Source organism: Tenacibaculum discolor (assembly GCF_003664185.1).
In the GTDB taxonomy this organism is placed as follows: Bacteria; Bacteroidota; Bacteroidia; order Flavobacteriales; family Flavobacteriaceae; genus Polaribacter; species Polaribacter discolor.
In genome coordinates, this window is record NZ_RCCS01000007.1 from 306,369 (window position 1) to 319,583 (window position 13,215).

Below are 13,215 nucleotides of genomic sequence, written 5' to 3' on the forward strand. Positions count from 1 at the left end.
TTTACCTATCAACATCTAAAAACTTTTTGTCATCAAAAGCTTTTTTATAATCAGTTAAACTCATTCCGAATCGTTCGGCGTTATAGTTTTTCTCTTTGTCTATCTTGTAAAGTTTACTTTTTTTGCTTATTTCCATAGAGTTTGCAACAAAGAAAATAGAGTCGGTAGTAACGTTTGTTACTTTTACGGTAGAGTAGGCTTTGTCGGATGACTTGTATTCAACAATATCATTAACTTCGGGAGAATTAATATAGGTAACAACATCCTTATCGTGTTGTTGTGCAGAGTAAATTCCGAAGAGAATTATAGCTCCCATTAATAAAGAACCTATCCAATGTGTGAACGGTGTTTTTGCATTTCGTTTTACGTTGTCGTGAGCCAGTTTTAATTGTTCGCTCATGTTTTTACGTTCGTAAGTAGCTTTGCAATGGTTACACTCAGACACCCCTTTTTTACCTATAGGAAAAATAGGTATCCAATAAATGTAAAAGTATTTACCAAAAATACTAATAGTGTGAGCGTTTTGTTGTTCACAGTGATTACATTTTACACCACTAACTTTTTCGCTGTGTAAATGCGCTCCTTTTGTTCCGTAGAAAATCATAATAGTGAGAAGTTTGGTTTGGATAAATATAAAAAAAATCCAACGATTATTTTCGTTGGATTTTTAAGTTAGTTTTATAAAGAAATAGAAATCTACTCTTCCATTGAATGATAAACGTTATTTACGTCATCATCTTCTTCCAATCTTTCTAAAAGTTTGTTTACTTCTTCTTTTTGTTCGTCAGAAATGGCAGTAGTGGTCGTAGGTATACGTTCAAATTCAGAAGAAAGAATTTCAATATTATTTTCTTCTAAATATTTTTGAATAGCACCAAATTGTTCAAACGGAGCATATAGCATTACTGAACTATCTTCTTCGTCAGCAAAAACTTCTTCCACTTCAAAGTCAATCATTTCCATTTCAAACTCTTCTAAATCCATACCTAACGAATCCTCCTTCACCTTAAAGTTAACTACATGGTCAAACATAAAAGCAACAGATCCAGAAGTTCCTAAATTTCCGTTACACTTGTTAAAAGCAGCACGTACATTAGCTACTGTACGGTTATTATTATCAGTAGCAGTTTCTACCAAAACAGCAATACCGTGAGGAGCATATCCTTCAAATAAAACTTCTTTATAGTTTTCAGTACTTTTATCAGATGCTTTTTTAATAGCGCGCTCAACATTGTCTTTAGGCATGTTGGCAGCTTTTGCATTTTGAATTACAACACGTAAACGAGAGTTTGTTTCGGGGTTTGGACCACCTTCTTTAACTGCCATAACGATATCTTTACCAATACGAGTAAAGGTTTTAGCCATAGCTGACCAACGTTTCATCTTTCTTGCTTTCCTAAATTCGAATGCTCTTCCCATGTGTATTCTGTTTTAATTTTGCTTGGCAAATGTAACTAATGCTATAAAATATTGCAATTAAAAATGTTTTTTGAAAATAACGTCACCTTTTTGCTCATCATAAGCTTTCCAAGTTCCACTTTGCTTATCATTTTTATAATGTCCTTTGACTTTTATATTTCCGTTTTCATAGTAAGATTTATAAGAGCCATCTTTTAAACCATCATCTAAGTCTACCTCAAACTTTAGTTTTCCGTTTTTATAATACTCCTTGTATGACTTAGCACTTAAATCTGAAGGATGTATTGGAGGTAGTTTAAAAAACGATGTAGAATTTTGAGTATTTGTAGAGTCTTTATAAGGAGCCAACTCTAGCAGTAACTTTTCTTTTAACTCTTTATCTTTTTTAATACTTATTTCAATGTTCTTTGGATCTTCAAAAACGAGAGAAATATTGCTTTCAAAAAGTTCATCAGAAGCAATTAGCTGTATTCCAATTTGAGAAAAACAAGTTATGTATGGTTTATTCTTTTGGAGTTCACGTCGAGTTTTGCTGTCAACTAAACTTAAAAGATCTTTATATGAGTTAGGTGTGTTTACATAAGCAAATACACTAGATTTCTTTTCAAAATAATAATTAAAATCGTCAAACTTTTCAGAGCTTTCAAGTGTGTATCCTATTAAGTGATTATTAATAATTTCTTTAATAGTATTTGGACTAGTGCTAAAAACAATAAAATCATCAATAATTGTAAAATAAGGCTTCTCCATTTTAGAAAACATATTTCCAGCTAACATTTTAAAGAATCCTTTTAAATCAAAAAAGTTAATAGGATAACCTCTATAATTTATTTGTTTGTATTTTAAAGGGGTGTTTTCTTTAATTTTAGAAAGAATAAGCTGAAGATTTTCTTTAGCATCATTAATGTCATCAGTTTTGATAATAGCGGCAATATCTTTTTTGTTTTTTGAAAGCTCAGTATTAAAATGAATCAAAGCTATTTCACTACCAATCCAACTATAAATATTTTCAGACACATTTATATCTAATTTATCCTCAATCATAGCGAGCTGGTCAGTATACATCTTAAATTCAGCTGGATTTTCTTGTTGAAGCTTTTCTAAATTGCTATTAAATGTTTTAAAATCATCAAAAGCGAAACTAAGGTATAAAGATGTATTTTTAGGAGCTATTTTAGCAATACTACGCTTACCAACTCCAGATTTTTGTAATACTTTTAGGTAGGTTTGCGAGTTGCTATCAACATTTGTAAAACCTGTAGCTTGGACTATAACTCCTTCTATAATTGATATATCTAAACCAGAGTAGAAGAATGCTTCTTTGTTTAAGAAATCTAAATTACTTGAACTGGTAAAACAGTTGAGATAGTCTTTTAGGTGTTTATGTTGTAGGTACATATTAAAAAAGCCATCAGTATCTGTTTTTCTTTTTATTTCTAAAAAGTTGAGATCACGACCAATAATAGGATTTAAGTATTGGTCAATTGATTGTTCAACCAAAAGGTGAGTGTAGGAAGCTACGACCTGATTTTTAATAAAGGAAAGATGTAAGGTTTCTCTTGTCTTCTTATTATAGAGTTCTATAATTTCATGCTCTTTGTATACACGTTTGGTTACTTTATAGTCCTCACCAGCTAAATTACTAATAGCCCTTTTTAAAAAGATGAGTTTAGAGAACTTTTGTAAATCAGCAATATATAATAACCCGTATTTTTTTGGGCTAAATACATGTACAGAAATAACTAGGTTACGTTCTCCAATAAAGTCGAAAATTTCCTTTTTTGCTTTAAAAGTTTCATCTAAACTATTTATACCTTCAGATAGTTTATTGATTTGTTGATTCTTTTGAAGATGTGTCCAAATTTGACTTGAACTTATTTCATCCCAAGTATCAATAGGTCTTTCAGTATCAACTATAAAAACAGCATCATCAGGAACTAAGTAAATAGATTTTATATTGTCATTTTCAGATAAGGTGAAAATATAAACCTGATAGATTACAAAACCAATTACAAGGGCAATAATAGCCCAAAATACCTTCCTCTTCATGCTGCTTTCTATGTTTTAAACTTGTAACACTCCCAAGTTAAAAGGCTTTTCAATAGGAGCGTGGTCAGCAGCTTCTATTCCCATAGAAATCCAAGTTCTAGTATCTAGAGGATTAATCACAGCATCTGTCCAAATTCTTGCTGCAGCATAATAAGGAGATATTTGATTATCATATCTCGATTTTATTTTGTCAAATAATTCAGCTTCTTTTTCAGGAGTAATTTCTTCTCCTTTTTTCTTTAAAGCAGCTGTTTCAATTTGTAATAATACTTTTGCAGCAGAGGCTCCACTCATTACAGCTAATTCAGCACTAGGCCATGCAAAAATAAGGCGTGGATCATAGGCTTTACCACACATAGCATAATTTCCTGCTCCGTAAGAGTTACCAATAACTACCGTAAACTTAGGAACTACAGAGTTACTTACAGCATTCACCATTTTAGCTCCGTCTTTAATAATTCCGCTATGTTCAGATTTACTTCCTACCATAAACCCAGTAACATCTTGTAAGAAAACTAATGGAATTTTCTTTTGGTTACAGTTAGCAATAAATCGAGTAGCTTTGTCGGCTGAATCGTTATAAATTACACCACCAAATTGCATTTCGCTAGGTTTCGTTTTAGCACCTTTTGATTTAACAATTTTACGTTGGTTGGCAACAATACCAACAGCCCATCCATCAATACGAGCGTATCCTGTAATAATTGTTTGACCGTAACCGGCCTTGTATTCTTCAAATTCAGAATTATCTACCAAACGTTTAATGATTTCCATCATATCGTATTGCTCATTACGAGCTTTTGGTAAAATTCCGAAAATATCATCTTCATTTTCTTTTGGAGGGAAAGCTTCTTTACGGTTAAAACCAGCTTTGTCATAATCTCCAATTTTATCCATTAAGTTTTTAATGGTGTCTAAAGCATCTTTATCATCTTTTGCTTTGTAATCGGTAACCCCAGATACTTCACAATGTGTGGTTGCTCCACCCAACGTTTCATTATCAATGGTTTCACCTATAGCAGCTTTTACTAAATAACTACCTGCTAAGAAAATACTTCCTGTTTTATCTACAATTAAAGCTTCATCACTCATAATAGGTAAGTAAGCCCCACCAGCAACACAGCTTCCCATAACGGCAGCAATTTGGGTAATTCCCATGCTACTCATTACAGCATTATTTCTAAAAATTCTTCCGAAGTGTTCTTTATCAGGAAAAATTTCATCTTGCATTGGTAAGTACACCCCAGCAGAATCTACCAAATAGATAATAGGTAGTTTATTTTCAATAGCTATTTCTTGTGCTCTTAAATTCTTTTTTCCTGTAATAGGGAACCAAGCACCTGCTTTTACTGTAGCATCATTAGCAACAACAATACATTGCTTACCGCTAACATATCCCATTTTTACAACTACACCTCCAGAAGGACATCCACCGTGTTCTTGATACATGTCTTCACCTGCAAATGCAGCAATTTCAATAGACTTAGATTTATCGTCTAATAAGTAATCAATACGTTCACGAGCAGTTAATTTTCCTTTCTCATGATGTTTATCAATACGTTTTTGTCCGCCACCTAATTTTACTTTGGCAAAGCGTCTGCGTAAATCTGATACTAAAAGTTTATTGTGGTCTTCGTTTTTATTGAAGTTAAGATCCATGGTAAGTTATTTGTTTGCGTGTGCTAAAATAAGAAAAACAACGTATAAAACAAGGTGTTTAAGTATACGATTGAATGATGTTTTCAACAGTGTTTTCTATTTCTTTATTTCTAGATTGCTTCATTAAAATATACGGTTCAGCTACGCGTTCGTTACAATTTTGTACAGCACAAGTTTCACAAGTTACCCCCACTGTTTTTTTAATAAAAGTATCTTCATCAAAAAAATGAAGTTTTCTTTTTAAGTGTGGAGAAAGTAACATGCCTATGCTTACGCTACGATTAATTTTTTCTTTAAAAGGATCTGCGGTAGCTGCAGAAAGTACTAAGTATTCTTTTTGAGAATTTTCGTACGATGATATCTGAATCCCGTAAGCAGATTTTTTTTCTTCTGATACTTCTAAATCCTGAATTGTTTTGATAGCAATCCATCTTCTACAATAATGTTCGTTATTACGATTTGCATGAGGAGATTGTTGCTGAGTAATATGTAACTCTTTAGAAAGTCTATGTACAGGAGAGCCTTCTTTATGTGTAAAACGTAAAAAGAATAAATTTTTAATATTAAAATGTCTTGGTAGGATGTTAGTTAAACGTTGATAGAATGTCTCATCAGAACAGTTATAGCTTCTAATAATTTTGTGCAATTGTATAGGTTGCCAGGTTTCTAAAGAAAAAAGTTGTGTTAATTTTTGAATTAAATCATCTTTCGGAATAATTAAAGCACCAGCAAAGTAGGAAGCAACAAAATTGTTTAATACTTCATCAAAACTGTCAAATTTAATCCATGGAAATGTGTATAATCTGTTTTTTATCTGTAAATAATTATAAGCTATCTCTTTAGCAAAAATGAATGTTTTCTGCGCTTCGTTTATATCATTATATATAAGTAACGTTTTATTTTTTGGAATATAGATGTTTCTTAATTCAGATAGTTTTTGATGTTTAGATAGTTCTTCACTATCAATTGTATAACCATATTCTTCAATTAAAATTTCTTCTAAGTCTTTTGAAGTAATAGGTTTGTTTGGGTTTATTTGATATGCTTTAATAAAGTCAGTAACCTTCGTTTCAATATCCTCAAAATAGTTATTGTGTGCCTCTTGGTACGAACGTAATGCAGCAAGAAAAAAGCTCTCTCTTGTTAAATTGTAGTTTTGAGAAATTTTAATAATTGTACTTATAAATGCATTAACCTTGGCAGGAGCATTGGCAATGATGTCAATTAAATTATTTTCTTTAATACCAAATAGGTCAAGAGGAATCTCTTTTAAAATTTTGGATTGTAAAATTTCACCAATTGGTGCTAAGTTTTTATCTAACTTTAGGGAAACTAAATGGTCATAAGGCACTTCTAGCTTCTCAGAAAGAATAACAATTTTATCAGTTTTTGGGTACTTTTTTCCTTTCTCAATTTCGTTTAAATACGATTTTGATAATCCTGTTAGTTTAGCTAATCCAAAGAGTGATAGGTTTTTATCTGTGCGTATTTGCTTAAGCTTTAATCCGAAAACTAATCTGATATATTCTTCTTCCAAGGTGTTTTTATTAAAAGATTCGTAATTCAAAGGTATAAAAATTAGCGAATTAATAAAAATTAGTAAATTATTTGTTTTTAGCGAACGTTCGCTTTTTTGTTTGAGTTCTTTTTTTTAATATTGAACTGTCAATCAATAAGAAAAAAATAAATAGATATGAATCAAGATGTTTTAGCAAAAGAAATTCAATGTGTAGGTTTTGATCAAACAGAGTATAAAAGTATTCTAACTGACGAAGCCAAAGCGTTTTTAATTCAACTTCAAGAAAAGTTTAATACTCAAAGACTTCAGTTATTAGCTGAAAGAGAAATAGAACAAGCTTATTTTGATGCAGGAAATAATCCAACATTTCCTTTAGAAACGAAAGAAATTAGAGAAAGCGATTGGGTATGTGCTCCATTACCTGAAGATTTGTTAGATAGGAGAGTAGAAATTACAGGACCAGTAGAGCGTAAGATGATTATCAATGCTTTAAATTCTGGAGCAAAAACATTTATGGCAGATTTTGAAGATAGTAATTCACCTACAATTCAAAATATTTTAGATGGTCAGGTGAACTTACGAGATGCGGTAAATAAAACAATTTCATTTTACAACGCTGGAAAAGATAAAAGCTATGAGTTGAAAGACAAAGTAGCTACTTTATTAGTAAGACCAAGAGGATTGCACTTAAACGAAAAACATTTGTTGATTGATGGAGTAGAAATGTCAGGTTCTTTGGTTGATTTTGGTTTGTACTTTTTCCATAATATCAAAACTTTACAAGAGCGAGGAAGTGCAACTTATTTTTATTTACCTAAACTAGAACATTACAAAGAAGCACGTTGGTGGAATGGTGTTTTTGTCTTTGCGCAAGAATATTTAGGAGTGCCACAAAAAACAATTAAAGCAACAGTGTTAATTGAAACAATTACAGCAAGTTTTCAGTTAGATGAAATTATTTATGAGTTAAAAGATCATATGGCTGGATTAAACTGTGGTCGTTGGGATTATATTTTCTCATACATTAAAAAGTTTAGAAATCACACTGGTTTTATAGTGCCAAATCGATCACAAGTAACCATGAGTAGTCCATTTATGAAAGCATATTCGTTACGAGTTATTCAATCATGTCATAAACGAGGTGTACATGGAATGGGGGGAATGGCTGCACAAATTCCAGTTAAGAATAACGATGAGTTAAATAAAGAAGCTTTTGCAAAGGTGAAGAATGATAAGGAACAAGAAGTTAAGAATGGTCATGATGGAACTTGGGTTGCTCATCCTGGTTTAGTAGAAGTTGCAATGGATGTTTTTAATAAAACAATGCCTAATGCCAATCAAATAGATAAAAAGCTAAAAGATTTAACTATTACTGAAGAAGATTTAGTGGCCTTACCTGAAGGTACAATTACTGAAAATGGTATACGAGAAAACATTAACGTTGGAATTCTGTATATAGAATCTTGGTTAATGGGGCAAGGAGCAGCTGCTTTGTATAACTTAATGGAAGATGCAGCAACAGCTGAAATATCTCGAACACAAGTATGGCAATGGTTGCATAAAAGCGTAATGCTTGAAGATGGTAGAACATTTACAGAAGGAATGTATAAGCAATTTAAAAAAGAAGAATTAAAAAAAATAAAAAGTTATGTAGGTGAAGACAGATACAACAACGGGAAATTTGAATTAGCTATTCAATTATTTGACGAGTTAATTTTAAACAAAGAATTTGTTGAATTCTTAACCTTACCAGCGTATAAATACTTGTAGTATAAATTATTTAGAGAACAAGTTCTTATGTAAACAAATATCTTAATATACAGACTAAACTTGAAATATTTAATCTCGATTATCGAGTAAAAAAAGCCCTCAAAAATGCGGCAACATTTAAGAGGGCGAGCTATCAATAAAAATTAATAACCTTATCAATCACAAAATTATGAAAAATTTAGCACACGCTAATTATAGTTCTGCTTTACAAACTGTAAAAGAATTAAAGAAAAAGTTCGGATCAACTTGGTATTCAGTATCACCAGAAAATGCAGCTAGAATGGTAGCACAAAACCGCTTTAAAACTGGCTTAGATATTGCTAGATATACCGCTGCTATTATGCGTAAAGATATGGCTGCTTACGATGCAGATCCATCTAACTATACACAATCTTTAGGATGCTGGCATGGGTTTGTAGCACAGCAAAAAATGATTGCGGTTAAAAAACATCATAAAACTACTAGTAAACGTTATTTATATCTTTCTGGATGGATGGTAGCTGCGTTACGCTCAGAATTCGGACCGTTACCAGACCAGTCAATGCATGAAAAAACAGCAGTTCCTGCGTTAATTGAAGAAATTTATGATTTTTTGCGTCAAGCAGACGCTATTGAATTAAACGATTTATTTAGAAGATTAGAAAACGGAGAAGACGTGCAAAATGAAATCGATAATTTCGAAACGCACATTGTACCAATTATTGCAGATATTGACGCTGGTTTTGGAAATGAAGAAGCAACGTATTTATTAGCAAAAAAAATGATTCAAGCTGGTGCTTGTGCTATTCAAATAGAAAACCAAGTTTCAGACGCTAAACAATGCGGACATCAAGATGGAAAAGTAACTGTACCACATGAAGATTTTATAGCAAAGATTAATGCAATTAGGTATGCCTTTTTAGAATTAGGTATAGAAGATGGGGTTATTGTTGCTAGAACGGATTCAGAAGGAGCAGGGTTAACACAAAAATTACCAGTAAGTCAAGAGCCAGGAGATTTAGCATCACAATACCTAGCTTTTGTAGAGGCTGAAGAAATTACGATTGAAGAAGCAAGGGAAGATGATGTGTTGTTAAAACGTGGAGGAAAGCTGGTACGTCCTGTACGTTTGGCAAATGGTTTGTATAAATTTAGAGAAGGAACTAATATTGATAGGGTAGTGCTAGATTGTATTACAAGCTTGCAAAATGGTGCAGATTTACTTTGGATTGAAACACCTACACCTCATGTAGGGCAAATAGCAAATATGGTAAATAGAGTAAGAGCTGTAGTACCAAATGCAAAATTAGTATACAACAACTCACCATCATTTAACTGGACTTTAAATTTCCGTAATCAAGCATATGATGAAATGGTAATGCAAGGATATGATGTTTCAATATATGATAGAAATAATTTAATGGATGTAGCTTATGACGGGTCACAACTTTGCCAATTAGCAGATGAGAAAATTCGAACGTTCCAAATAGATGGGGCAAGAGAAGCAGGAATCTTTCATCATTTAATCACTTTACCAACGTACCATACAACAGCACTACATATGAATGATTTAACAGAAGGTTATTTTGGGGAAGATGGAATGTTAGCTTACGTAAAAGGTGTGCAACGACAAGAAATTAGAAAAGGAGTGTCGTGTGTAAAACATCAGCGTATGGCTGGTTCAGATTTAGGAGATGATCATAAAACATTTTTTGCAGGAGACAAGGCATTAAAAGCGGGTGGAGAAAAAAATACGTCTAATCAATTTGAAGCAGGAGCAAAAGACAAAAGATTAGAAGAAGAAAGTGCAGCGGTTATATAAAAAATCTTAGTTGTTTGTAAACTTCCCGTTATGTTTGGTTTGTTTCAATTGTTTGTTTACATAGCGGGAATTTTACTTATTAATTTAATGGTATAAATTTATAATTAGCAGTTGTAAATTTTATTTTGAAGTAGTAGCTCTCTTTTTAAAAGAGAGCTTTTTCTTTTTGATAATAATATTCTTCAATAAAAGCTTTAATACTTTTGTTTCTCAATAGATTTTGTAATAGGGGTTATTATTTCACCAGTATGTTTGGTAGATTTTGTTTCAATGAGCATGATTAAACACTCTTCAGAAGAACTAACTCTGTGATTGATACCTTTAGGAACTACATATAAATCTCCTGTTTTCATCGTAAAACTAGGTTGATTTTCAATTTCCATTAGAAGGCTTCCATCAATAATATAAAAAAGCTCATCCTCATTTTCGTGATTATGCCACGGAATATCTTCTCCTTTAATTTTAGCGATTTTAACGTATTCATTATTAACTTCAGAAATTATTTTAGGAGAAAAGTAATCTATTAGCTTTTCAGCCTCCTTTTGAATATTAATTGTTTGAGTTGTATCCATATCACAACATTATTAAGAGTTTGTTTTTAGTTCCATTTTAATATTACAACGTTCATAAGGGCAACCTTCTTCCAAAGGAATTTCTAAAAAGCCAAATTTTCTATAAATGTAAATAACGTTTTCAAGCTTTGTGTTAGAGTAAAGAATGAGCTTATCAAAATTATTTTCTTTAGCAAAATCAATACAATGCTGCATAAGCTGTTGTCCTATTTTGTAACCTCTGTGTTTTGGTGAAACAGCCATTTTAGTTAATTCATAAACGTTAGAATCGTCCATTGGCATTAAAGCAACAGTACCTACAATTTCATTATTTAATGTAACAAAGAAAATATGTCCTCCTTTGTTAATAATATATGTATGAGGGTTGCTTAAAACTTCCTTATCATAAGGTTCTACGTAGAAAAATGTTTCTAACCATTCAATATTCAAATCGTAAAAAGAGGAGCTGTACTCTTCTTTAAATGTGGTAATTGATACAGTGTTTTTTGTTGTATTCATTTTTATATGTTCAATAATAGCTTTACTGAAGGGCTTTTCTTTAAATTTAGTTTCTAGCTCATTTATGAGTTCAGTTAGAGATTCAGATTTTATATTTGTATACTCTTTAATAATATACTCAATACTGTTCCAAATTGGGGTAACACTTTTAATAAGTCGTTTTCCTTTATCGGATACAAAAACAACTTTTTTTCGCTTATCTAATTTATCTTCTTTTAGAGTGATAAGTCCTCTTTTTTGAAGCTTATTAATTGCTTGCGTTGTAGCGGGCTGTGATGTTTTTAAACTGTTGGTAATCTCAGTATTTGTTACACCATCTTTGTTTTTTATAATTTTAAAAGTAGGGAATAGGTAAGGGTCAAAGTCAATATTAAACTCATCATATACCAATTGTGTTTCACGCATCATATATTCACTAGTTCTCTTTAATCTAGAGCCTAAACCAATTTCTCCTAATCCTTTTAATGCATCCATTTATAAAATATAAGTACTTATATAACTGCAAATATAAATGTTTTTTTAATTTTAAACAGTTGCTTATTAATTTTAATAAATACCTAGAAAATATATACCATGGAAAATAATTAAATATTTTCATATATTTGTAAAAGAACTTTAAACAACAATTAAAATGAAAAGAGATAAAATTATTTTTTATGTAGCTACAGGCTTGTTAACATTATTGATGTTTTTTTCAGCAGGAATGTATTTTTTTAACCATGCAGAAGTAGCTAAAATGTTTACAGCATTTGGATATCCAACATACATTATTTATCCCTATGCAATAGCAAAAATATTAGGTTTAGTAGCATTATGGTTTTTTAGAGGGAAGTTTATAAATGAATGGGCGTATGCAGGCTTTTTCTTTGCGTTTATTCTTGCCTTTTTTGCTCATTTTATGATCGGAGATGGAGAGCAAACAGGTGCTGCAATTGCAATGGTACTAGTAATAGTTTCGTATATTTATAGTAAAAAAATATAATGAGCAATAATCCAACAGCAACAGTTACTTTAACTGAACGAAATTACTTAGCAGAAGGTAAAATGAGAAATCATTTTGCCGTTATTGATGAACCTTTGGATAAAGGAGGAGACGATAACGGACCAACCCCAGTAGAATATTTATTAACTGCAATTGGTGGTTGTGTATCAATAACATTACGAATGTACGCAGAAAGAAAAGGGTGGGACTTAGGAAGAGTTACAGTAAATGTCAGTCAAAAAGAACAATTAACTCCAGAAGGAATAAAAAAAACATTAGTAGAAGAAATTTCTTTTGAAAAGGAAGTTACGGATGAGCAGCGTGTTAAATTATTAGAAATAGCAGGTAAGTGCCCAGTAGCTAAAATGGTGAAAGGAGAAAATGAAATTGATTCAAAAATAACAACATAATGAAGAATATAATTGCTTTTGCGGGGAGTAATAGTAAAAAATCAATAAACAAACAATTAGTAATATACGCTTCAGGTTTCTTAGAGGAAGCTAAGGTTTCTGTATTAGATTTAAATGATTATCCATTGCCTATTTATGGAGTTGATAAGGAAGCTGAAAACGGTATTCCAGAAAATGCAGTAAAATTTCTGGATAAAATTAAAAAAGCTGATGGAATTGCGGTATCGTTAGCTGAACATAACGGAAATTTTACGGTAGCTTTTAAAAATATAATAGACTGGATGTCGCGTATTGAGCAGAAAGTATGGCATAATAAACCTATGTTGCTATTATCAACTTCCCCAGGAGGTAGAGGTGGAGCATCATCTATGTCCATAGCAAAAAACGGTTTTCCACATATGGGGGCAAATGTCATAGCGGATTTTTCTTTACCAAAATTTTATGATAACTTTAAAGACGGAAGGGTTGTAAATGAGGAGTTTAATCAAAAAATTAAAGAAGCAGTTACAACTTTCCAAAAAGCAGTATAAACATAA

Annotated in this window: 12 protein-coding genes; 5 read left to right on the forward strand and 7 right to left on the reverse strand. The window is 31.5% G+C overall.

The window, feature by feature from the left end; translation table 11 throughout:
* Position 1: 1 nt before the first annotated feature.
* The 5 genes from C8N27_RS09930 to C8N27_RS09950 all read right to left on the reverse strand — a co-directional run bounded on the left by C8N27_RS09930 (position 2) and on the right by C8N27_RS09950 (position 6,664).
* The gene (locus C8N27_RS09930; protein WP_121147223.1) at positions 2-604 is read right to left on the reverse strand and encodes a zinc-ribbon domain-containing protein; all 603 of its coding nucleotides are present in this window, start codon (positions 602-604) and stop codon (positions 2-4) included.
* Between the two features lie 92 nt (positions 605-696).
* Positions 697-1,419, reverse strand: coding sequence for a YebC/PmpR family DNA-binding transcriptional regulator (locus C8N27_RS09935; RefSeq protein WP_099216239.1), 723 nt, complete (start codon positions 1,417-1,419; stop codon positions 697-699).
* 57 nt (positions 1,420-1,476) lie between these two features.
* Positions 1,477-3,468, reverse strand: a complete 1,992-nt coding sequence (locus tag C8N27_RS09940) for a DUF3352 domain-containing protein (RefSeq protein WP_121147224.1) — start codon at positions 3,466-3,468, stop codon at positions 1,477-1,479.
* Between the two features lie 15 nt (positions 3,469-3,483).
* A complete protein-coding gene (locus tag C8N27_RS09945) occupies positions 3,484-5,127 on the reverse strand; it encodes an acyl-CoA carboxylase subunit beta (RefSeq protein ID WP_028891068.1) in 1,644 nt (547 codons plus the stop codon).
* A gap of 58 nt (positions 5,128-5,185) precedes the next feature.
* Positions 5,186-6,664, reverse strand: a complete 1,479-nt coding sequence (locus C8N27_RS09950; protein ID WP_121147334.1) for a helix-turn-helix domain-containing protein — start codon at positions 6,662-6,664, stop codon at positions 5,186-5,188.
* A gap of 156 nt (positions 6,665-6,820) precedes the next feature.
* Here C8N27_RS09950 and aceB point away from each other — a divergent pair, with 156 nt between their 5' ends.
* Together aceB and C8N27_RS09960 are read left to right on the forward strand one after the other, a co-directional pair.
* Positions 6,821-8,416 (forward strand): malate synthase A, encoded by a 1,596-nt coding sequence (aceB, locus tag C8N27_RS09955; protein WP_121147225.1) that lies wholly within the window; start codon positions 6,821-6,823, stop codon positions 8,414-8,416.
* Between the two features lie 169 nt (positions 8,417-8,585).
* Positions 8,586-10,217: an isocitrate lyase gene (locus C8N27_RS09960; protein ID WP_121147226.1), complete on the forward strand. Its 1,632-nt coding sequence runs from the start codon at positions 8,586-8,588 to the stop codon at positions 10,215-10,217.
* 194 nt (positions 10,218-10,411) lie between these two features.
* Here C8N27_RS09960 and C8N27_RS09965 read toward each other — a convergent pair whose 3' ends face one another.
* Positions 10,412-10,789, reverse strand: a complete 378-nt coding sequence (locus C8N27_RS09965) for a cupin domain-containing protein (RefSeq protein ID WP_121147227.1) — start codon at positions 10,787-10,789, stop codon at positions 10,412-10,414.
* Positions 10,790-10,801: 12 nt separating this feature from the next.
* Positions 10,802-11,761, reverse strand: a complete 960-nt coding sequence (locus C8N27_RS16175; RefSeq protein ID WP_121147228.1) for a bifunctional helix-turn-helix transcriptional regulator/GNAT family N-acetyltransferase — start codon at positions 11,759-11,761, stop codon at positions 10,802-10,804.
* Between the two features lie 157 nt (positions 11,762-11,918).
* Here C8N27_RS16175 and C8N27_RS09975 point away from each other — a divergent pair, with 157 nt between their 5' ends.
* Genes C8N27_RS09975 through C8N27_RS09985 form a run of 3 tightly spaced genes read left to right on the forward strand, consistent with a single transcriptional unit; the run spans position 11,919 to position 13,209 of the window.
* On the forward strand, positions 11,919-12,269 hold the full coding sequence (locus C8N27_RS09975; protein ID WP_121147229.1) for a DoxX family protein: 351 nt from the start codon (positions 11,919-11,921) through the stop codon (positions 12,267-12,269).
* Positions 12,269-12,679, forward strand: a complete 411-nt coding sequence (locus C8N27_RS09980; RefSeq protein WP_121147230.1) for an OsmC family protein — start codon at positions 12,269-12,271, stop codon at positions 12,677-12,679. The genes C8N27_RS09975 and C8N27_RS09980 overlap by 1 nt, the downstream gene beginning before the upstream one ends.
* On the forward strand, positions 12,679-13,209 hold the full coding sequence (locus C8N27_RS09985; protein WP_121147231.1) for an NADPH-dependent FMN reductase: 531 nt from the start codon (positions 12,679-12,681) through the stop codon (positions 13,207-13,209). Before C8N27_RS09980 ends, C8N27_RS09985 begins: the two co-directional genes overlap by 1 nt.
* Positions 13,210-13,215: the final 6 nt, after the last annotated feature.